The organism is Arenimonas sp. (assembly GCF_036275555.1).
Taxonomy (GTDB): Bacteria; Pseudomonadota; Gammaproteobacteria; order Xanthomonadales; family Xanthomonadaceae; genus Arenimonas.
This window is the reverse complement of the sequence record NZ_DASUDO010000037.1, coordinates 119,057-139,699: the sequence shown is the minus strand read 5'-3', so window position 1 is coordinate 139,699 and position 20,643 is coordinate 119,057. Positions and strand designations below refer to the sequence as shown.

The window sequence follows — 20,643 nt, the reverse complement described above, 5'->3', positions numbered from 1 at the left end:
ACGCGGATAAACGCCCTTCAAACCCCCGCCGCACGGCGCCAGAGGGCGCGGGTGACCGGGGTGAGGCGGTTGGCGAGGCCGAGGGCGTGGCCGCGCAGCAAGGTCGGCCACATCGCGTCGTTGCTGAAGACGCGGTTGATGGTTTCGAAGCCATGCGCCGCGACGGCGTTCTCGCTGCGGCGGGTGCGCTCCCAGCGGGACAGGCGGTGCGGGGCCGCGAAGTCGGCGTGCACGTCCGCCGCACGGCGCCAAGACGCCCGCAGCGCGGCGACATCGCGCAACCCCAGGTTCACGCCCTGTCCCGCCAGCGGGTGCACCGCGTGGGCGGCGTCGCCGACCAGCAGCACGCGCCCCGCCACGTAGTCCTTCGCCAGCTGCCGACGCAGCGGGAACGCCGCGCGGGCCGACACCGCCGTGACTTCGCCGAGGCGCGCATCGAAGGCGCGCGTGAGTTCGCGCCGGAAACTGGCGTCGTCGGCGGCGAGCAGGCGCTGCGCCTCGGCGTCCGGCAGCGTCCAGACGATCGAGCTGCGGCCGTCGGCGCAGGGCAGGAAGGCCAGCGGGCCGGTGGGCAGGAAACGCTGCCAGGCCGTGTCTTCGTGCGGCGATTGCGTTTGGACGTAGGCGACCAGGCCGCGCTGGCCGTAGTCGTGGGCGTCGGTGTCCAGGCCGACCGCGGCGCGCACCCGCGAGGTGGCGCCGTCGGCGCCCACCACCAGCCGGGCGCGGAGGCGCTGGCCGTCGCCCAGCACCGCCGTGGCGGCGTCGGCGTCCTGTTCGATCGTGGCCAGCGTCGCCGGCACCACGCGGCGCAGCGAAGGCTCGCGGCCGCAGGCCGCCCACAGCCGGTCCACCAGCAGCGAATGTTCGACGATGTGGCCGAGGTGGTCGCGGGCGAAGGCGTCGGCGTCGAAGTCGAGTTCGCCGCCGCCGGCCGCGTCCCAGACCCGCATGCGCCGGTAGGGATGCGCGCGCGCCGCGCAGATCGCAGACCACGCGCCGAGGTCGTCGAGCAGCGCGGCGTTGTCGGGCGCGAACGCGTACACGCGAAGGTCGGCGTCATCGGCCGACCAGGTGGAGGGCTCCTGCGCCTCGACCAGGGCCACGCGCAGCCCGTCGCGGGCCGCCGCGAGCGCAGTGGCGCTGCCGACCACGCCGGCGCCCACCACCACCAGGTCATAAAGGTCGCGGCGGCTCATGCGCGCCCCCGCGACAGCGAAGGCACGCGGCCGCGGAATCCCATCGCCCCGGCCACCAGCGGATCGGCCAGCCCGGGCACGTGGCCCAACGCCAGCAGCCCCAGCGAGCGCAGCACGTGCAGCGGGAAACCCTCGCTGGCGGTGAGGCGCGCCAGGCCGTCGCTGAAGGCCAGGGTGCGCTCGCGATCCTCGCGCCGCGCTTCGGCGTAGGCCGCGAGCCCCGCCGGTGCGCCGGGATCGTCGCCGGCGAGCCGTTCGGCCAGGGTGAGCGCATCGCGCAGGCCGAGGTTGAATCCTTGCGCGCCGATCGGGTGCAGGGTCTGCGCGGCGTTGCCCATCACCACGCCGCGCGGCGCGGTGAGGCGGTCGGCCACCACGCGGACGATCGGATAGGCGCTGCGCTCGCCCACGCGGGTGATGCGGCCGGCGCGCCAGCCGAAGCGCTGCTGCAGGTAATCGCGGTAGGCCGCGTCGTCCATCGCCAGCACCGCGTCGGCGGCCTCGCGGCGCACGCCGCAGATGCCGCCGAAGTGGCCGCCGGCCATCGGCAGCAGCGCCACCGGGCCTTCCGCGGTGAAGCGCTCGTAGGCGGTGCCGTCGGGCGCGCGGTCGGTGGCAACGCTGCACACCAGCAGCGTCTGGCCGTAGTCGTGTTCCTGCGTGCCGATGCCCCACGCGGCGCGCGCCAGCGAGCGGCTGCCGTCGGCGGCCACCAGCAGGCGGGTGCGCAGGCGGCGGGTGGCGCCGTCCTGCTCGATCGTGACGCCCGGGCCGTCGGCGTCGGGCGCCACCGCGACCACGCGCGCCGGGCGATGACGCACCAGGCCGGCGCAGTCGGCCAGCCGCGATTCGAGCGCCTGCCCCAGCTCGCGTGCCAGCACCACGCCGCCGAACTGCTCGCGCCCGTGCTCGGCCGCGGCCAGCCGCACGCTGCCGAAATCGCCGGCGCGGCTGACGTGGATGCGGCGGATCGGCGCCGGCGGGGTCGCCAGCCGCGGCAGCACCTCCAGGGCCGACAGGGCATTCAGGCTGGCCAGGGCCAGCGCCAGCTTGCGCTCGTCGAAGCCGGGCGCACCGGCCTGCGGCGGGCTGGCCTCGACCTGGCCGACGCGCCAGCCGCGCCCGTCGAGCGCGCAGGCCAGCGCGCTGCCGACCAGGCCGCCGCCAAGGATGAGGATGTCGTGGTCGAAACCGTCGCTGCCGGGCATGCCGTGATGATACGCGCCCGCCCGGTGAAGGCCCATGCATGCCCCCTCGGGGCGCAGTTCGTCTAAAATGCCGGCCTGACCTCCGGAAGCCCGCACATCATGACCCTGACCCTCCGTTCGCGACTGGCCGTGTTCCTGGCGCTCGCCGCCGTCATGGCCGCGACCCGGCTCAACCATTTCGGCCTGGTGCCAGACGCGTCGTGGGCGGTGTTCTTCGTCGCCGGCTTCTACCTGCGCGGCAGCGTGCGCTGGGCGTTCCCGGCGCTGATGGCGCTGGCGGTGGCGGTCGACTACCTCGTCATCACCGGCAGCGGCCAGAGCTTCTGGAGCCATTACTGCATGTCGCCGGGCTACTGGTTCCTGGTGCCGGCGCATGCGTCGATGTGGCTGGGCGGCAGCCTGCTGCGCCGCGCTTACCGCGGGCTGGAGCCGCGCGCGCTGGCGCTGCTGGCCGTCTCGGTGTTCGCCAGCGTGGCCGCCTGCCACTTCTTCGCGCAGGGCGGCTTCTACTGGCTGGCCAGCGCCGTCGCCGAGCCGACCGTGGCCGGCTGGGCCAAGAACTACGCCGACTGGTTCCTGCCCTACCTGCGCAACGCCAGCGGCTACGTCGCCATGGCGGCCGCGCTGCACGTCGTCGCGACCTGGGCCCTGGCCCGCCGCGCCGCCGTCGCCACCGCGCGCTGAGCCCGCCATGGGTAACCGGCTGTCGAAGATCTACACCCGCACGGGCGATGACGGCAGCACCGGGCTGGGCGACGGCTCGCGCGTGGCGAAGGACTCCGCCCGCGTCACCGCCTACGGCACCGTGGACGAGGCCAACTCGGCCATCGGCATCGTGCTGGCCTGCGATATCCCGGAAGACGTCCGCAGCGTGCTGGTGTCCGTGCAGCACCAGCTGTTCGACCTCGGCGGCGAGCTCTGCATCCCGGGCCACGCCGCCATCTTCGACGCCGACATCCAGCGCCTCGAGGACCAGCTCGACGCCTTCAACGCCGACCTGCCGCCGCTGAAGGACTTCATCCTGCCCGGCGGCGGCCTGGCCGCCGCGCACTGCCACCTGGCGCGCACCATCTGCCGACGCGCCGAGCGCGAGTCGGTCACGCTCTCGCACCACGACGCCGTGCGGCCCGAGGCGATCCGCTACCTCAACCGCCTCTCCGACCTGCTGTTCGTGATCGCCCGCGTGCTGGCCCGCGCCAGCGGCCACGGCGAGGTGCTCTGGAACCACGAGCGCCGGAAAGGCTAGGCGTGCTGCTCTACACCCATCCCGCCTGCCTGGCGCATGACCCGGGCGCCGGCCACCCGGAATGCCCGGCCCGGCTGGAAGCGGTGCTGCACGCGGTGCGCGCCAACTTCCCGCTCGCGCCCTGGCGCGAGGCCCCGCGCGCCAGCCGCGACGCCCTGCTGCGCGTGCACACGCGCGACCTGGTGGCGCGCGTGCTCGACACGCCGTTCGACGCCAGCCTGCGCCTGGACGAAGACACCGCGATGTCGCCCGATTCGCCCGAGGCCGCGCTGCGCGCCGCCGGCGCCGGCATCGCCGCGGTCGACGCGGTGATGGCAGGCGAAACCCGGCACGCCTTCTGCGCCGTGCGCCCGCCCGGCCACCACGCCACCGGGCCGGTGGCGATGGGCTTCTGCCTGTTCAATTCGATCGCGGTGGCCGCGGCCCATGCCGTGCACGCGCACGGGCTCGAGCGCGTGGCGATCATCGATTTCGACGTACACCACGGCAACGGCAGCCAGGACATCTTCGCCAGCGACCCGCGGGTGATGTACGCCAGCTCGCACCAGTACCCGCTCTACCCCAATTCCGGCCTGGCGCACGAGCGCGGCGTCGGCAACGTGGTCAACGCCACGCTGTCGCCGGGCACCGACGGCGACGCCTTCCGGCACGCCTGGCGCCAGCACCTGCTGCCGCAGGTGGACGCCTTCCGCCCGCAGCTGGTGCTGGTCTCGGCCGGCTTCGACGGCCACCGGCTCGACCCGCTGGCCGACCTGATGCTGGAAGCCGACGACTACCGCTGGCTCAGCGCCGAACTCGCCGCGCTCGCCGACCGCCACGCCGGCGGCCGCCTGGTGTCGATGCTCGAGGGCGGCTACAGCCTGGCGGCACTGCGGGCCTGCAGCGTGGCCCACCTGCACGGGCTGGCCGGCGCTACGCCGGCCTGAAATCGAGCGCCGCGGAGTTGATGCAGTAGCGCAGCCCGGTGGGCTGCGGCCCGTCGGGGAAGACGTGGCCCAGGTGGGAATCGCAGGCCGCGCAGCGCACCTCGACCCGGTGCATGCCGTAGCTGGTGTCCGCGTGTTCGTCCACCGCGCCGGCCGCGACCGGCCGCGTATAGCTGGGCCAGCCGCTGCCCGAGTCGTACTTGTCCACCGACGAGAACAGGTCGGCGCGGCAGGCCGCGCAGACGTAGGTGCCGGTGGCGTGGTGGTTCCAGTACTTTCCGGTGAACGCGCGCTCGGTTTCCGAACAGCGGCAGATCGCGTATTGCTCGGGGCTGAGCTCGGCCCGCCACTCTGCGTCGGTCTTTTCGATCTTGCCGGCCATCGCCCTGCCTTCGTGTTGCCCCGTCAGGCGCCTTGGGCCAAGCTATCACGTCTTTTCCAGGGATGCCTCCGTGCGCCGTCAAGCCCTTCGACTGCTTCCGCTCTGCCTGGCCATCGCCGGTGCAGCCCGCGCACAGGATCCCGCCCCGGCCGCCGACTGGGCACTCTGCCCGTCGCCGGAGGGCCTGCCGCTGTTCCAGCCACTCGCCGACCCGGCCGCCGGCGCCGCGGACCCGGCCACGCTCGCCACCGACATCAGCGCGGAGAACCTGGACGTCAGCGGCCGCGAAACCACGGTGTTCGAAGGCGGCGTCGAGCTGCGCCGCGGCGGCCAGTGGCTGGGCACCGACAAGCTGACCTACTCGCACGACAGCGAGCGCTTCGTCACCGAAGGCCCGGTGCGCTTCCAGGACGACGGCATCCGCTTCACCGCCGACCAGGCCGCGGGCGACCAGAAAGCCGACACGATCGTGCTCGACGGCGTGCAGTACCAGTTCAACCAGAACGCCGGCAACGGCCGCGCCGACCGCATCACGATGCGCGGCGACCTCGGCGAGATGGCCGGCGGCACCTACTCCACCTGCCCGCCCGGGCAGCGCCAGTGGGAGTTCTCGGCCAGCCGCATCGACGTCGACCAGGAAGAGGCGATGGGCACCGCCCGCAACGCCACCCTGCGCCTGGGCGGCGTGCCGGTGCTTTGGCTGCCGTATATCCGCTTCCCCACGGATGATCGCCGCCGCACCGGCCTGCTCTCGCCCAAGATCGGCTTCGACGACCGCAACGGCTTCGATTACGAGCAGCCGATCTACCTCAACCTCGCGCCGAACTACGACGCCACCCTGACGCCGCGCTGGATGTCGCAGCGCGGGCTGATGCTCGGCGCCCAGTTCCGCTACCTCACCGCGCGCAGCCGCGGCGTGGTCGAAGGCAACTGGCTGGGCAACGACGACGAGCCGGGCCGCGGCTACGACCGCGGCGTGGCCTCGCTGCGCCACACCACCTCGCTGGGCCCGAACTGGTACGCCAGCGCCGACCTGAACCACGTCAGCGACGTCTTCTACTTCGACGACTTCAACGACTCGCTGGCCTCGACCTCGATCACCCTGCTGCCCAGCACCGCCGGCCTGTACGGCCGCGGCTACGGCTGGACCGCCAGCCTCTTGGCCCAGCGCTGGCAGATCGCCAACCCGCTGGTGCTGCCGGGCACCGAGCCCTTCCGCCGCCTGCCCGCCGCCGACCTGCGCTGGACCAAGACCCTGCTGCCCTGGATGGAATTCGGCCTGCAGGCCGAGGCCGTGCGCTTCGACCACGAGACCCTGGCCGGCGGCGACCGCGTGGACCTGCGCCCGACCCTGCGCCTGCCCTTCGGCGGCGCGGCCTGGTACGCCACCCCGGAGTTCTCCTGGCGCTACACGAGCTGGTCGCTGGACGGCGGCCTGCTGGCGCCGGGCGCCGACCGCTCGCCCACGCGCAGCCTGCCGATCACCCGCTTCGATGCCGGCGCCTTCTTCGAGCGCGAGTTCGGATGGGGCGACGGCCGCCTGCTGCAGACGCTCGAACCGCGCCTGGTCTACCTGAACGTGCCCTACCGCGAGCAGGACGACCTGCCGTTGTTCGACACCCAGCCGCTGACGTTCAGCTGGCCCGGCCTGTTCCGCGACAACCGCTTCGGCGGCGCCGACCGCCAGGCCGACGCCGACCAGGTGACGCTGGCCCTGACCAGCCGGATCCTCGACACGGCCGACGGCCGCGAGCGCCTGAGCGCCAGCCTCGGCCGCATCCACTACTTCGACCCGCCCCGGGTCACCGTACCCGGCGCCCCGCCGCTGTCCGACGACGGCTCGGCCTGGGTCGCCGAGGCCAGCCTGGCCCTGGGCCAGCGCTGGACCCTGGGCCTGGCCCAGCAGTGGGACCCCGACCGCGAGCGCACCAACCTCTCGGCCGTGCGCAGCCAGTGGCGTTTCGGCGACGGCGGTCTGGTGAACGCCGCCTACCGCTACCGCGCCGACGTGCTCGAGCAGGGCGACCTGTCCTTCGTGGTGCCGGTGAACGACCGCTGGCGCCTGCTGGGCCGCTGGAACTACTCGCTGCGCGACCGCGAGACGCTGGAGTCGCTGGCCGGCATCGAGTGGAAGAGCTGCTGCCTCGCGGTGCGCGTGCTGGCGCGTGAATACATCCGTGAATTCGGCGGCGACCGCAACCTCGGCATCTACCTTGAGCTGGAGCTGAATGGCGTCGGCAGCCTGGGCCGCGACACGGCCCGTTTGCTTGATGATGCTATCCTTGATTACTCCCGTTGAACCCATGGCGCCGGCCCCGGCGCCGGAGCCACGAACCGCATGAAGAACGCCCTGCCCCTCCTCCTCGCCGGCCTGCTGGCCCTGGGGTCCGCCCTCGCCCCGACGCCGGCGTCGGCCCAGGACACCACCCCGCTGGACGGCATCGTCGCCGTGGTCGACGAGGAAGTGATCCTGCGCAGTGAACTCGACCGCGCCGTGGGCAACATCCTGGCCCAGTACGCCAACCAGCCCAACCAGCTGCCGCCGCGCGAGATCCTCGAGCGCCAGGTGCTCGACCGCCTGGTGCTGATGCGCCTGCAGCTGGTGCGCGCCCGCGACAACGGCATCCGCGTCAGCGACGGCGAGCTCAACCAGGCCATCCAGAGCGTCGCCGCCCGCAACCGCATGACCCAGGACCAACTGCGCGACCGCCTGTCGCAGGACGGCCTGGGCTACGAGGAATTCCGCAACAGCCTGCGCGAGGAGCTGATGCTCGAGCGCCTGCGCCAGAGCTACGTGCAGTCGCGCGTGCAGGTCAGCGAGGCCGAGGTGGACCAGCTGCTGGCCGTGCGCGAGATCGGCGGCCCGGAAGTGCGCCTGTCCAACATCCTCGTGGCCCTGCCCGACGGCGCCACGCCGGAGCAGATCGCCACCGCCGAGCGCAAGATCACCGGCATCCGCGAAGTGATCATGAAGGGCGAGCTCGACTTCCGCGCCGCCGCTATCCGCTACTCCGACGCGTCCAACGCGCTCGAGGGCGGCGACATCGGCTGGCGCGGCTACGATGCCCTGCCGCAGAACTACGTCGGCATGATCCGCGCGATGCAGCCGGGCGAGATCAGCCAGCCGCTGCGCGGCCCGAGCGGCTACCAGCTGGTGCAGCTGGTCGAGACCCGCGAAGCCGGCCGCCAGACCGCCACCGAATACAACGCCCAGGGCATCCTGGTGCGCCCGACCCCGACCCTGCCGCCGGAAGCCGCGCGCCAGAAGATCGAGGACCTGCACCGTCGCCTCGTCGCCGGCGAAGACTTCGCGAAGCTGGCCCGCGAGAACTCCGACGACACCCTGACCCGCGCCGACGGCGGCGACATGGGCTGGTTCGCCATCAACACCTGGGGCACCGCGATCGGCAACCAGATCCAGCAGCTGGCCGATGGCGAGCTGTCGGCGCCCTTCCAGAGCGACAGCGGCTGGCACATCGTGCGCCGCCTGGGCATGCGCGAGCAGGACGTCACCGAGGTCAACCGCCGCAACCAGGCGCGCGAGGTTATCGGTGCGCGCAAGGCCGAGGAAGAGTTCGAGCGCTTCCTGCGCCAGCTGCGCTCCGAGGCCTACGTCGAGACGCGCCTCGCGGCCGCGGGCTGATCCCCATGCGGACCCGGCTGGCCCTGGTTCCTGGTGAGCCGGCCGGCATCGGGCCCGAGCTCTGCGTCCGGCTGGCCCAACGGCCACCGGACGCCTCCCTGGTGGCCTACGCCGACCCCGACGCGCTCACCGCCGCCGCCGCGGCGCTGGGCCTGCCCCTGCGCCTGATCGAACCCGACCGCGATGCCGGACCGGGCGAGCTGGCCCTGCACCCGATCCGCCAGGACCGCCCCACCCGCTTCGGCCAGCCCGACCCGGCCAATGCCGCCGCGGTGATCGCCGCGCTGCACCAGGCCGGCGCCGCCTGCCTGGCCGGCGAGCTCGACGGCCTGGTCACCGGCCCGGTGCACAAGGCCAGCATCAACGCCGGCGGCATCGCCTACACCGGTACCACCGAGCTGCTGGCCGCGCAGGCCGGCGCCGAGGTGGTGATGATGCTCGCCAACCCGCGCCTGCGCGTGGCCCTGGCCACCACCCACCTGCCGCTGCGCGCCGTGCCCGATGCGATCACGCGCGACGGCCTCACCCGCACGCTGCGGATCCTGCACGCCGCGCTGGCGCGCGACTTCGGCCTGGCCGCGCCGCGCATCGCGGTGCTGGGCCTGAACCCGCACGCGGGCGAGGACGGCCACCTCGGGCGCGAGGAACTCGACACGATCATCCCCGCGCTCGACGCGCTGCGCGCCGAAGGGCTGGCGCTCGAGGGCCCGCTGCCCGCCGACACCGCCTTCCTGCCGCAGAAACTGGCCGGCTACGACGCCGTGCTGGCGATGTACCACGACCAGGGCCTGCCGGTGCTCAAGCACTCGGGCTTCGAGCAGGCGGTGAACATCACCCTGGGCCTGCCCTACCCGCGCGTCGCGGTCGACCACGGCACGGCGCTCGACCTGGCCGGCCGCGGCATTGCCGATCCGTCCAGCCTGTTCGCCGCCGCCGCCCTGTGCGCCCGGCTCGCCCGCCACCGGAGGTCCGCATGAGCCACTTCAAGGCGCCGCCCAAGAAGAACCTCGGCCAGCACTTCCTGGCCGACCGCAGCTACATCGACCGGATCGTGATGGCGGTGAACCCGAAGCCGGGCGACCGGCTGGTGGAGATCGGACCCGGCCAGGGCGCGATCACCTTCCCGCTGCTGCGCAAGCACGGCGAACTGACGGTCATCGAGTTCGACCGCGACCTGATCACGCCGCTGATGGAGGCTTCGGAAGGCGTGGGCCGGCTGACGATCATCCACAAGGACGTGCTGCAGGTGGACTTCAGCAAGCTGGCCGGCGACGAGGGCCCGCTGCGCCTGGTCGGGAACCTGCCCTACAACATCTCCTCGCCGATCCTCTTCCACGCGCTCGAGCACGCCGGCGCGGTGCGCGACATGCACTTCATGCTGCAGAAGGAAGTGGTGGACCGCATGGCCGCCGACCCCGGCAGCAAGGTCTACGGGCGGCTGAGCGTGATGCTGCAGGCTTACTGCACCGTCACCTCGCTGTTCGACGTGCCGCCGGGCGCGTTCCGGCCGCCGCCGAAGGTGGACTCGGCCGTCGTGCGGCTGGTGCCCAAGCCCGCGGCGGAGATCGGCATCGCCGACCCGGCGCTGTTCGAGCGGGTGGTGCGCGATGCCTTCGGCCAGCGCCGCAAGACCCTGCGCAACGCGCTCTCCCAGGTCTGCACCGGCGCCGACATCGAGGCCGCGGGCCTGCGCCCGGACGCCCGCGCCGAGCAGCTGGCGGTGGCTGATTTCGTGCGACTGGCGCAATTCCTCGGTTCGCTGCCCCCGGCGGACCGTCCTGCGTAGAATGGCGGCATGGAATCCCCGCAGCACGCCATCGAGGTGATCGTCGCCACCCGCTTCCTCGAGGACCAGTCGATCCCCGAGGACAACCGCTACGTCTTCGCCTACACCATCCGCATCGTGAACCTGGGCGAGGTGCCGGCACGCCTGCTCAGCCGCCACTGGATCATCACCGACGCCAACGGCAAGGTGCAGGAGGTCCGCGGCGAGGGCGTGGTGGGCGAGCAGCCCTGGCTGCGCCCGGGCGAGCACTTCGAATACACCTCGGGCGCCGTGCTCGAGACGCCGCTGGGCACCATGCACGGCAGCTACCAGATGCTGGCCGACGACGGCACGGCGTTCGACGCGCGGATCGACCCGTTCACGCTGTCCATCCCGCGGACGCTGCACTGACATGGCCACCTACGCCATCGGCGACGTGCAGGGTTGCTATGACGCGCTGCAGCGCCTGCTCGAGAAGATCCGTTTCGACCCGGCCGCCGACCGCCTGTGGTTCTGCGGCGACCTGGTCAACCGCGGCGGCCAGTCGCTCGAGACCCTGCGGCTGATCCACTCGCTGGCCATCCACAGCACCATCGTGCTGGGCAACCACGACCTCTCCCTGCTGGCCATCTCCACCCGCCGCGAGGCCGACCAGCGCAAGGTCAACCCGGACCTGCAGCGGGTGCTGTTCGCCGACGACCACGAGCTGCTGATCGGCTGGCTGCGCCGGCAGAAGCTCTTCCACGTCGACCGCACGCTCGGCTTCGCGATGGTGCATGCCGGCCTGGCCCCGAAGTGGACCATCAGCCTGGCCGAGGCCCGCGCCCGCGAGGTCGAGGAGAAGCTGCAGGGCGACGGCTTCTTCAAGCTGGTCAAGAACATGTACGGCGACAAGCCGGCCTGGTCGCCCAAGCTCACCGGCGTCGACCGGCACCGGGCGATCATCAACGTCTTCACCCGCCTGCGCTATTGCACGCCGGGCGGACGCATCGGCTTCGAGGACAAGGGCCGGCCGGGCACCCAGAAGCCCGGCATGTACCCGTGGTTCGAAGTGCCGGGCCACGCCGCCCGCGAGCTGCCCCTGGTCTGCGGGCACTGGTCCACGCTGGGGCTGTTCATGGGCCTGGGCGTCTACGCCATCGATACCGGCGCGGTCTGGGGCGGCAAGCTCACTGCGATGGAGCTGGGCCCGGAGCTGCGCCTGCACCAGGTGGCCGGCCGCGACCCGCCCGACGGCAGCCCCCGCGGCGACGACTGAGTCGGGCCGCCCCCTTTTTTTTAGTGCAGGGCCTCGGTACGGGCCCGGTATGGTCTTGAGTCTGGCTGCAAAGGAGAACCCCCGCCCATGTCCCGATCGATCCTCACCCTCGTGCTCGCCCTGTCCCTGGCCGTCCCGGCCGCGTTCGCCCAGTCGTCCGGCAACGGCGCCCAGAAGATGGCCGCGCTGCAGGCGGAAGTCGCCCAGGGCAAGCAGGCCTACATCTCGCGCCAGCTGGCGATGGATCCCGCCGAGCAGGCCGCGTTCTGGCCGGTCTACGACAAGGTGCAGGAGGAACTGGCCGACCTCGCCGAGCGCCGCCTCGCCAACGCCGCCGCGGTCACCGCCGGCCTGCGCGCCGAGCTGGACGAGGACGATGCCGAGGAGCTCGCCGACGAGGCCGTGGCGATCGAAGTCGACCAGGCCAAGCTGATGGAGCGCACCTACCGCACGCTCAGCCGCGTGATCGCCCCGAAGAAGGCCCTGGCCTACGTGCAGGCCGAGGCCCGGCTGGCCACCCTGCAGCGCTACGAGATCGCGGGCGCGCAGCTGCCCTGATCCTCCCGCCGGCGCCGCTCAGCGGCGCCGGTACTCGACGAACTCGAAGCCGAAGGCATGGCGCGCATCCGCGCCGTGCGCGTCCCGCGACACCACCTGCCAGTCCGCCGGGTCGAACGCGGGGAAGAAGGCATCGGCCGCGTCCACTTCGGTGGCCACGTGCGTGAGGTGCATGCGCGCCGCCAGCGGCAGCGCCAGCGCGTAGACCTCGCCGCCGCCGATCACCATCAATTCGTCCGCGCCGCAAACCTCGCGTGCCCGCGCCAGCGACGCCACCGCCTCCATGCCGTCGAACGGCACCCGGCCGCTGCGCGTCAGCACCAGGTTGCGTCGGCCCGGCAGCGCCCGGCCCAGCGATTGCGCCGTCTTGCGCCCCATCAGCACCGGCTTGCCCAGGGTCAGCGCCTTGAAGTGCCTGAGGTCATCGGGCAATCGCCACGGCAGGTCGTTGCCGCGGCCGATGGCACCGGCGCGATCGAGCGCCGCCACCAGCACCAGCGCCGTCACACCGCCACCGGGGCCTTGATGGCCGGGTGCGGGTCGTAGCCTTCGATGGCGATGTCCTCGAAGCGCATCGCGAACAGGTCGGTGGCGCCGGGCGCGAGCACGAGGCGCGGCAGCGGGCGCGGCTCGCGTGACAGCTGTTCACGGGCCTGGTCGAAGTGGTTGGTGTACAGGTGCGCGTCGCCCAGCGTGTGCACGAAGTCGCCCACGCCCAGCCCGCAGTGGCGCGCCACCATGTGCGTGAGCAGCGCGTAGCTGGCGATGTTGAACGGCACGCCCAGGAAGATATCGGCCGAGCGCTGGTAGAGCTGGCAGCTCAGCTTCCCGTTGGCGACGTAGAACTGGAACATCGTGTGGCAGGGCTGCAGCGCCATCGCCGGCAGGTCGGCCACGTTCCAGGCGCTCACCACCAGGCGGCGCGAATCGGGATTGCGCCGCAGTTCGTCCACCACGTTGCGCAGCTGGTCGATCTCGCGGCCGTCGGTGCCGGTCCAGCGCCGCCACTGCTTGCCGTAGACCGGGCCCAGCTCGCCGTCGGCGTCGGCCCACTCGTCCCAGATGCTGACCTTGTTCTCGCGCAGGTAGGCGATATTCGTCTCGCCGCGGATGAACCACAGCAGCTCGTGGATGATCGAGCGCAGGTGCAGCTTCTTGGTGGTGACCAGCGGGAAGCCTTCCGACAGGTCGAAGCGCATCTGCCAGCCGAACACCGAGCGGGTGCCGGTGCCGGTGCGGTCGGCCTTCTCGGCGCCGTGCTCGAGCACGTGCCGCAACAGTTCGAGGTACTGGCGCATCAGGTCGGCTTCACGTTGGAGAGGTCGGGCTGCAGGGTCGGCGCCGTGCGCGATTTCCACAGCAGGAACAGGCCCAGGAGCACCAGCGGCAGCGACAGCACCTGGCCCATCGTCAGCCAGCCGAACGCCAGGTAACCCAGGTGAGCATCGGGCTCGCGCACGAACTCGACCAGGAACCGGAACGCGCCGTAGAGCAGCGCGAACAGCCCGGACACCGCATAGCGCGGCCGCGGCTTGCGCGAGTACAGCCACAGCGCGGCCATCAGCAGCACGCCCTCGAGGAAGGCCTGGTAGAGCTGCGAGGGATGCCGCGCGTAGGCGTCCAGCGCGCCGCTGGCGTGCAGCTGGCGCAGCTGCTCGACCGGCTGCACCGCCAGCTCGGCCGGCAGCGCGTCGCGGAACACCACGCCCCAGTCGCCGCCCGTGGGCTTGCCCCAGAGCTCGCCGCCGATGTAATTGCCCATCCGCCCGAAGCCCAGGCCCAGCGGGATCAGCGGCGCCACGAAATCCATCACGTCGAAGAAGTGCCGGCGGTGCTTGCGCGTCCACCACGCCGCCGCCAGCATCACGCCCAGCAGGCCGCCGTGGAAGCTCATGCCGCCCTCGTTGATGCGCAGGAGCATCAGCGGGTTGGCCAGGAACTCGTCGAAGACGTAGAACAGCACGTAGCCGACGCGCCCGCCCAGCACCACGCCGAGCATGCCGTAGAACAGCAGGTCGCCGAAGGCTTCCTCGTTGATGCCCGGCAAGCGGCCGCCGCGGATGCGCCGCGTGCCCAGCCACCACGCGCCCAGGAAGGCCAGCAGGTACATCACGCCGTACCAGTGGATGCCGTGCGGCCAGAACGGCAGCGGGACGGCGATCGGGTCGATGTCGTGCAGCAGGGTCATGCGGGCTCCGTCGGGGCGGCGCAGCGGCTAGGTGGGCCGCCGTTTCTTGCGCTGCGAGAGGATGTTCAGGGTCTCCACGCCGGCCGAGAAGGCCATCGCGAAGTACAGGAACTTGCGGTCGATGTGGTACTCGAAGCCGTCGGCCACCAGGGCCACGCCGACCAGGATGATGAAGGTGAGCGCCAGCATCTTCACGGTCGGGTGCCGGTCGATGAAATCGCCGATCGGGTTGGCCGCGAACAGCATCACCGCCACCGCCATCATGATCGCCGCCACCATCACCCAGCGGTTGTCGACCATGCCGACCGCGGTGATCACCGAGTCGAGCGAGAACACGATGTCGATCACGGCGATCTGCGCGATCACGTAGCCGAACACCGCCGAGGGCTTGGTGGAGATGTCTTCCTCCTCGTCGCGGCCCTCGACCGAGTCGTGGATCTCCATCGTGCCCTTCACCAGCAGGAACAGGCCGCCGGCGATCAGCACCAGGTCGCGCACCGAGAAGTCCTGGCCGAACAGGCTGAACAGGTTGTGCTGCATGCTGGCCAGGAAGGCCAGCGACAGCAGCAGCAGGATGCGGGTGACGCACGCCAGCATCAGGCCGAACCGGCGCGCCTTCGGGCGCTGCTCGGGCGGCAGCTTGCTGACCGCGATCGAGATGAAGACCAGGTTGTCGATGCCCAGCACGATCTCGAGCGTGGCGAGGGTCAGCAGCGCGACCCACATTTCAGTGCTGAAAAGCCATTCCATCGCGCGGGAGCCTCTAGAGGAAACGGGGGCCGAGGATCAAACCCCAGCAAAGCAGGACGTTCATGTCGGCCAGGAAGACCGCGGCCGAGCCCATGTCCTTGGCGCGGCCGGCGAGTTCGTGGTGTTCGGCGCCCCAGCGGTCCACGACCGCCTCGACCGCCGAATTGAGCACCTCGACCACCAGTACGCCCAGCAGCGAGCCGACCAGGATCGCACGCTCGACGCCGTCGGTGCCCAGCCACAGGCCCAGCGGCGCCAGCACGACGAACAGGTAGACCTCGAGCCGGAACGAGGACTCGAGCTGCCAGCAGGCGCGCAGGCCCTGCAGCGACCACACGAACGCGCTCCAGACCCGGAACGGGCTGCGCGGCGCGTGGCTGCCGTTGCTGTCGGCCATCAGGGTCTCGTGAAGGGTCGCAAGGCGGGCATTTTGACACATCCGCCCCGCCCGCCCGTCCCTGACCTTGTGCACTGGGCCGGGCCACCCCATTGTCGAAAGCTGACCCCTGAAAGCACGGAGCCGAGAATGTTCAACCCCGAACAACTGTTGGGACAGCTGATGGGCGACGCGATGTCGGGCCAGCTGGGCGGCCGCAAGCGCAAGCGCTCCAAATCCGGCCTGGGCGCCCTGCTGGGCGGTTCGGGCGGGATGTCCACCGCCACCAAGGCCAAGGTCGGCCTGGGGCTGCTGGGCGTTGCATACGCGGCCTACCAGCACTACTCCCAGCAGGGCGGCAGCCCGTCCCCGGCACCGCAGCCGGTGATGGGCCAGGCGCCGCCGCCCCCGCCGGCCACGGCCTCCGCCATGCCGCCCCCGCCGCCGCCCGCCGCGAACCCCTCGCCCGCCCGGGTCGAAGAAGCCATGCACCTGCTGCGCGCCATGATCACCGCCGCGCACGCGGACGGCCTGATCGACGCGGAGGAGCGCGAGGCCATCCTGGGCCGCGCCCGCCAGGCCGGCATGGACGCCGACAGCCTGCGCGCCCTCGACGCCGAGATCCGCGCGCCGCTCACGCTCGAGCAGCTGACCGTGCGCACCCCGGCCGGCCAGCGCGCCGAGACCTATGCGGCGGCGCTGATCGCGATCACCGCCGATACCGCCGAGGAGCGCGCCTTCCTCGACCGGATGGCGGGACAGCTGGAACTCGACGCGGCGACACGGGCCGACATCCACGCGCAGCTCGGCATTCCCAACTGACAGGAGCACCCCATGCACCAGTGGTACCTCAGCTACAACGGCCAGCAGATCGGTCCGCTCGACCACGCCGCCGCCATCGCCCAGGCCACCCGCGACCCGGCCGGCCACTGCTGGCGCCAGGGTTTCCCCGAGTGGATCCCGATCGCGGCCTGCACCGAACTGCGCGCCGAATCGGCGCCGGGCGCGATGATGGCGCCGGTGCCGCCGCCGGCCGCGGCCGCCAGCCACGCCGGCCAGCGCAGCGACGTGATCGACTACCGCATCTACGGCGAGGACATGCAGTTCGTCGAGATCGAGCTCGACCCGGGCGAGAGCGCCGTCGCCGAGGCCGGTTCGCTGATGTACAAGGAATCGGTGGTCAGCATGGACACCGTGTTCGGCGACGGCACCGCCGGTTCGGCCGGCGGTGGCTTCATGGACAAGCTGGTGGGCGCTGGCAAGCGCCTGATCACCGGCGAGAGCCTGTTCACCACGGTGTTCTCGCACGCCGGGCCCAGCGGCAAGGCCAAGGTCGCGTTCGCGGCGCCCTACCCCGGCACCATCGTGCCGATGACGCTGAGCAACTACGGCGGCACCATCATCGCGCAGAAGGACAGCTTCCTGTGCGCGGCGCGCGGCGTGCAGATCGGCATCTTCTTCCAGAAGAAGATCATGACCGCGCTGTTCGGCGGCGAGGGCTTCATCATGCAGAAGCTCACCGGCGACGGGCTGGTCTTCATCCATGCCGGCGGCACCATCATGGAGCGCGACCTGCGCCCGGGCGAGCGCCTGGACGTGGACACCGGCTGCGTGGTGGCGATGACCAGCACGGTGCAGTTCGACGTCAAGCCGGTCGGCGGCGTGAAGTCGATGCTGTTCGGCGGCGAGGGCGTGTTCCTGGCCACGCTGACCGGCCCGGGCAAGGTCTGGCTGCAGTCGCTGCCGTTCTCGCGCATGGCCGGCCGGATGATGGCCGCGGCCTACCAGCAGGGCGGCAGCAAGGGCGAAGGCTCGGTGCTGGGCGGGCTGGGCGGCATCATTTCCGGCGACCGCGGGTTCTGATCGCGCGGCGCGAGCCGCGACAGGCATGACCAGGCGGGCCCGGGAAACCGGGCCCGCTTCAATTCACGGCGCGGAAATCCAGGCCCAGCCACAGCGTGCGCGGGGCGCCGGGTTCGAAGTAGCGGCCGTTGCCGTCGTTGGTGATCACCGAGCCGGCGTGGCGGCGGTCGAGCGCGTTGTCCAGGCGAAGGAAGGCGTCGAGGCGCGGCGTCGCCGACCACGTGACGCCCAGGTCGAGCAGGCCGTAGCCTGCCGCGCGGTCGCTGCCGGCGTCGTTGACGGTGACGGCGGAGACGCCGCGCACTTCCGCGAAGCCGCGCCAGTCGCCGCGCCAGCCGTCCCAGCGCAGCCGCCCCTGCGAACGCGGCACGCCCGCGAGCCGCGTGCCGCGGGCGATGCGTTGGGTCGGCACCGTGCAGGGCGCGCCGGCGCAGGCGAAGTAATCCTGGCGCATGGTCGCGTCGAGTCCGGTCCAGGCCAGCTGCAGCGACATCGCCTCGCCCAGCGGCGCGGCGACCTCGAGCTCCACGCCCTGGCGGCGGGTGCGCGCGGCGTTGGCGTAGCTGGCGCGGCCACCGGCATTGGTCGCCACCACGAGCTCGTCGCGGGTGGCGGTGCGGAACACGGCCAGGTCGGCACTGAAGCCCGGCCGCGGCCGCCACTTCATGCCCAGCTCCAGGTTGCGGCTGCGCGCGGGGCGCAGGTCGAGGTTGAGCCCGGAACCGCCGTCCGGGCGATACGCCAGCTCCACCAGGGTCGGGGTCTCGAAGCCGCTGCCGACGCTGGCATGCAGGTTCAGCGTCGCCTGTGCGCGCCACTGCAGCGCCATCACCGGAGTGTAGCGTTCGAAGTCGACCGTGCCGCTGTCGTCGGGGTTGCCCGCGGTGACGTAGCGATCGTCCGAGCGGAAGCGCACGCGGCTGTGGCGCAAGCCGGCCAGCAGCGACCAGTCGTCGGCGAAGCGCCAGTCGGCCTGGGCGAACTGGTCGAAGGCGGCGACGTCGTTGCGCTCGTCGCGCCGCAGCCGGCCGCGCACCCCGAGCTGCGTGCCGACGAAGTTCTCGAAGCCGCGGCGTTGCTGCGCCAGGCCTTCCCAGCCCGCCCCCGCGGTCCACTGCAGCGCGCGCCCGCCCAGCGTGGTTTCGCCGTCCAGGCGCAGTTCACCGCCGAAGAACCCGCTGCCCAGATCGACCACGCCCCCGGACTGCAGCGGGTTGCCCTGCACGCCGACCGGGATGGCCAGGTACTGCTCGATGTCGCGCTGGCCGGCATAGGCCATCGCCTGCAGCCGCACGGCGCCGAACGCCCGCTGCCAGGTGCCGCCGAGCTGCGACTGGCTCACCGATTTGCGGGTATTGAACGTCTGCGCCTGCGGCGTGGTTTGCGACGGATCGGCATCGAACTGCGCGCGGTCAAGGCCGAGCGGATCCTGCGCGTCCGGCGCGTCGAGGTGGTTGAACACCAGCGCGGCGCCGTCGCCGCCTTCGCCCGGCCAGTGCAGGCGCGCGTTGAAGGACGTGCGCTCGGCGGCCGAATGCGGGCGGAACCCGTCCACGCGCAGGTGCGACAGGCCCGCGACCACGCCCGCGCCGCGCCACCGGGTGCGCAAGCCGGCTGAGACGCGCCAGTCCCCCGAATCCGATGCGGCGGCGCCCACGCGCGCCTCGCCAGGCGCCAAGCCGTCACCGCTGAAGACCTGCAGGACGCCGCCCGACGAGTTGCCGTACAGCGCCGAGAACGGCCCGCGCAGCACCTCCACGCGCTCCGCGCTGGCGAGGTTGGCGTGCGAAAGCTGCGATTGCCCGTCCGGCTGCGTCGCCGGGATGCCGTCGATGATCACCCGCAAGCCGCGGATGCCGAAGCTGGCGCGCGTGCCGAAACCGCGGATCGACACCTGCGTGTCCTGCGCGTAGTTCTGCCGGTCGCGCGCCAGCAGGCCGGGCACCCCGCCCAGCCACTCCGACAGGTTCAGCCCCGGCGCCGCCTCGGGCGCCGTGCGCACCGACACGGCGGCCGGCGTCTCGAACACACTCGACTCCCGCCGCGTCGCCGTCACCGTCACCGGCTCCAGCGCCACCACCTCCGAAGCCGCCAACACCCAATGAACCAGGTTCATTTGCAACCCGCCGCCATCAAATGAACCTGGTTCATTTGTCGTCGCGGAAGATGGCGGTGCCGCGGGTGCCGTCGGGCTTGAGCCAGGCGCGGTACATGCCGCTGGTGTTGAAGGGCATGGCGATGTTGCCTCGGCGGTCGAGGGCGATGGCGCCGCCGTCGCCGCCGAGCGCGACGATCTCTTCGTTGATCACCGCGTGCGCGGCGGTCGCCAGCGCATCGCCGCGCAGGCCGACCCGGGCGCAGATGGCGTGCGCCGCCGCGGTGCGCAGGTAGAACTCGCCCCAGCCGGTGCCGGACACGCCGCACTCGGCGTCGGCCCAGGTGCCCGAGCCGATCACCGGCGCATCGCCGACCCGGCCCCAGCGCTTGTTGGTCATTCCGCCCGTCGAGGTGGCCGCGGCGATGTGGCCGCTTGCATCCAGCGCCACCGCGCCCACGGTGCCGAAGTACGCACCCGGCGCCGGAACCAGCGCCGCGCGCTCGCGCTCCTGCGCGCGCTCGAGCTGCTCGCGGCGGCGGTCGGTGTCGAACCAGTCGGGCGCGACCCGCTCGATCTCCGGCCGCGTATCGGCGAAGGCCTCGGCGCCACCCGCCGCCAGCATCACGTGCGGCGAGTGTTCCATCACCGCGCGCGCCAGCCGGATCGGGTTGCGCACCGTGCGCACGCCCGCCACCGCGCCGGCCCGCCGCGTGTGGCCTTCCATGATCGCGGCGTCGAGCTCGTGCCCGCCCTCGGCATTGAACACCGCGCCCTTGCCGGCGTTGAACCAGGGCGACTCCTCCAGCACCACGATCGCCGCGGTGACGGCGTCCAGCGCCGTGCCGCCGTCCTTGAGCACCGCCTGGCCGGCGTCGAGGGCGCGGTCGAGCGCCGCGCGCACCTCGCGCTCGTCCTCCGGCGACAGCGCGCTGCGCTCGATCACTCCGGCGCCTCCGTGCAGGACCAGGGCGGTGGGCGGCGGCGCGGCGAAGGCCGGCGCGGCTAGGGCGACGGCGAGCACGAGCAGGGTGCGGATCATGGGCGGAGACCTCGGGAAAGGACGCGGACGCACAGTCTAGCCGGGCCGGGCGAAGGCCCCGTGCACGCCCGTGCAGGCCGCGCATATTTCCTGCGGCAAAGCAGCAATTCACGCCCGGCCCGGGCACGTGCACGCGTGCTGCGC

The 20,643-nt window shown here is 72.1% G+C and carries 22 protein-coding genes; 12 read left to right on the top strand and 10 right to left on the bottom strand.

The window, feature by feature from the left end:
- Positions 1 to 17 precede the first annotated feature (17 nt).
- Complete coding sequence (locus VFV21_RS09915) at positions 18 to 1,199, bottom strand: FAD-dependent oxidoreductase (RefSeq protein WP_329669261.1); 1,182 nt, start codon at positions 1,197 to 1,199, stop codon at positions 18 to 20.
- Positions 1,196 to 2,407 carry a 2-octaprenyl-6-methoxyphenyl hydroxylase gene (gene ubiH / locus VFV21_RS09910; RefSeq protein WP_329669260.1) on the bottom strand — a complete coding sequence of 404 codons (1,212 nt, stop codon included), beginning with the start codon at positions 2,405 to 2,407 and terminating at the stop codon, positions 1,196 to 1,198. The genes VFV21_RS09915 and ubiH overlap by 4 nt, the downstream gene beginning before the upstream one ends.
- A 105-nt stretch (positions 2,408 to 2,512) precedes the next feature.
- Here ubiH and VFV21_RS09905 point away from each other — a divergent pair, with 105 nt between their 5' ends.
- The 3 genes from VFV21_RS09905 to VFV21_RS09895 are packed head-to-tail and all read left to right on the top strand — an operon-like array spanning position 2,513 to position 4,579.
- Positions 2,513 to 3,091, top strand: coding sequence for a hypothetical protein (locus tag VFV21_RS09905; protein ID WP_329669402.1), 579 nt, complete (start codon positions 2,513 to 2,515; stop codon positions 3,089 to 3,091).
- 7 nt (positions 3,092 to 3,098) lie between these two features.
- Positions 3,099 to 3,653 carry a cob(I)yrinic acid a,c-diamide adenosyltransferase gene (locus tag VFV21_RS09900; RefSeq protein WP_329669259.1) on the top strand — a complete coding sequence of 185 codons (555 nt, stop codon included), beginning with the start codon at positions 3,099 to 3,101 and terminating at the stop codon, positions 3,651 to 3,653.
- Positions 3,654 to 3,655: 2 nt separating this feature from the next.
- A complete protein-coding gene (locus tag VFV21_RS09895; protein ID WP_329669258.1) occupies positions 3,656 to 4,579 on the top strand; it encodes a histone deacetylase family protein in 924 nt (307 codons plus the stop codon).
- Here the strand turns inward: VFV21_RS09895 and msrB are convergent.
- On the bottom strand, positions 4,566 to 4,961 hold the full coding sequence (msrB, locus tag VFV21_RS09890; protein ID WP_329669257.1) for a peptide-methionine (R)-S-oxide reductase MsrB: 396 nt from the start codon (positions 4,959 to 4,961) through the stop codon (positions 4,566 to 4,568). The two genes, VFV21_RS09895 and msrB, sit on opposite strands and share 14 nt — an antisense overlap.
- 70 nt (positions 4,962 to 5,031) lie before the next feature.
- Here msrB and lptD point away from each other — a divergent pair, with 70 nt between their 5' ends.
- From lptD to VFV21_RS09855, 7 genes are all read left to right on the top strand, one after another.
- A complete protein-coding gene (gene lptD / locus VFV21_RS09885; protein WP_329669256.1) occupies positions 5,032 to 7,260 on the top strand; it encodes an LPS assembly protein LptD in 2,229 nt (742 codons plus the stop codon).
- 39 nt (positions 7,261 to 7,299) lie between these two features.
- A complete protein-coding gene (locus tag VFV21_RS09880) occupies positions 7,300 to 8,604 on the top strand; it encodes a peptidylprolyl isomerase (protein ID WP_329669255.1) in 1,305 nt (434 codons plus the stop codon).
- A gap of 5 nt (positions 8,605 to 8,609) precedes the next feature.
- On the top strand, positions 8,610 to 9,581 hold the full coding sequence (pdxA, locus tag VFV21_RS09875) for a 4-hydroxythreonine-4-phosphate dehydrogenase PdxA (RefSeq protein ID WP_329669254.1): 972 nt from the start codon (positions 8,610 to 8,612) through the stop codon (positions 9,579 to 9,581).
- Positions 9,578 to 10,390: a 16S rRNA (adenine(1518)-N(6)/adenine(1519)-N(6))-dimethyltransferase RsmA gene (gene rsmA / locus VFV21_RS09870; RefSeq protein ID WP_329669253.1), complete on the top strand. Its 813-nt coding sequence runs from the start codon at positions 9,578 to 9,580 to the stop codon at positions 10,388 to 10,390. The genes pdxA and rsmA overlap by 4 nt, the downstream gene beginning before the upstream one ends.
- 9 nt (positions 10,391 to 10,399) lie before the next feature.
- Positions 10,400 to 10,780, top strand: a complete 381-nt coding sequence (gene apaG, locus VFV21_RS09865; RefSeq protein ID WP_329669252.1) for a Co2+/Mg2+ efflux protein ApaG — start codon at positions 10,400 to 10,402, stop codon at positions 10,778 to 10,780.
- 1 nt (position 10,781) lies between these two features.
- Entirely contained in the window at positions 10,782 to 11,627 is an 846-nt protein-coding gene (locus VFV21_RS09860) for a symmetrical bis(5'-nucleosyl)-tetraphosphatase (RefSeq protein ID WP_329669251.1), read from the top strand.
- An 87-nt stretch (positions 11,628 to 11,714) separates the two neighbouring features.
- Complete coding sequence (locus VFV21_RS09855; RefSeq protein ID WP_329669250.1) at positions 11,715 to 12,185, top strand: hypothetical protein; 471 nt, start codon at positions 11,715 to 11,717, stop codon at positions 12,183 to 12,185.
- Positions 12,186 to 12,203: 18 nt separating this feature from the next.
- On the opposite strand, the gene VFV21_RS09850 is transcribed toward VFV21_RS09855, so the two are convergent.
- Genes VFV21_RS09850 through VFV21_RS09830 form a run of 5 tightly spaced genes read right to left on the bottom strand, consistent with a single transcriptional unit; the run spans position 12,204 to position 15,520 of the window.
- Entirely contained in the window at positions 12,204 to 12,683 is a 480-nt protein-coding gene (locus VFV21_RS09850) for a dihydrofolate reductase (RefSeq protein ID WP_329669401.1), read from the bottom strand.
- Positions 12,684 to 12,688: 5 nt separating this feature from the next.
- Positions 12,689 to 13,483, bottom strand: a complete 795-nt coding sequence (locus tag VFV21_RS09845; protein ID WP_329669249.1) for a thymidylate synthase — start codon at positions 13,481 to 13,483, stop codon at positions 12,689 to 12,691.
- Positions 13,483 to 14,373 carry a prolipoprotein diacylglyceryl transferase gene (gene lgt, locus VFV21_RS09840; RefSeq protein WP_329669248.1) on the bottom strand — a complete coding sequence of 297 codons (891 nt, stop codon included), beginning with the start codon at positions 14,371 to 14,373 and terminating at the stop codon, positions 13,483 to 13,485. The genes VFV21_RS09845 and lgt overlap by 1 nt, the downstream gene beginning before the upstream one ends.
- Positions 14,374 to 14,400: 27 nt before the next feature.
- Entirely contained in the window at positions 14,401 to 15,123 is a 723-nt protein-coding gene (locus VFV21_RS09835; protein ID WP_329669247.1) for a TerC family protein, read from the bottom strand.
- 13 nt (positions 15,124 to 15,136) lie between these two features.
- Entirely contained in the window at positions 15,137 to 15,520 is a 384-nt protein-coding gene (locus VFV21_RS09830; RefSeq protein WP_329669246.1) for a diacylglycerol kinase, read from the bottom strand.
- Positions 15,521 to 15,649: 129 nt separating this feature from the next.
- On the opposite strand from VFV21_RS09830, the gene VFV21_RS09825 reads away from it, so the two are divergent.
- Together VFV21_RS09825 and VFV21_RS09820 are read left to right on the top strand one after the other, a co-directional pair.
- The gene (locus VFV21_RS09825; protein ID WP_329669245.1) at positions 15,650 to 16,321 is read left to right on the top strand and encodes a tellurite resistance TerB family protein; all 672 of its coding nucleotides are present in this window, start codon (positions 15,650 to 15,652) and stop codon (positions 16,319 to 16,321) included.
- Positions 16,322 to 16,333: 12 nt separating this feature from the next.
- Complete coding sequence (locus VFV21_RS09820; protein WP_329669244.1) at positions 16,334 to 17,362, top strand: TIGR00266 family protein; 1,029 nt, start codon at positions 16,334 to 16,336, stop codon at positions 17,360 to 17,362.
- Positions 17,363 to 17,420: 58 nt separating this feature from the next.
- Here the strand turns inward: VFV21_RS09820 and VFV21_RS09815 are convergent, their stop codons facing one another.
- Both VFV21_RS09815 and VFV21_RS09810 read right to left on the bottom strand, forming a co-directional pair.
- The gene (locus VFV21_RS09815; RefSeq protein ID WP_329669243.1) at positions 17,421 to 19,478 is read right to left on the bottom strand and encodes a TonB-dependent receptor; all 2,058 of its coding nucleotides are present in this window, start codon (positions 19,476 to 19,478) and stop codon (positions 17,421 to 17,423) included.
- A 31-nt stretch (positions 19,479 to 19,509) separates the two neighbouring features.
- Complete coding sequence (locus VFV21_RS09810) at positions 19,510 to 20,499, bottom strand: isoaspartyl peptidase/L-asparaginase (protein WP_329669242.1); 990 nt, start codon at positions 20,497 to 20,499, stop codon at positions 19,510 to 19,512.
- Between the last annotated feature and the right edge of the window lie 144 nt (positions 20,500 to 20,643).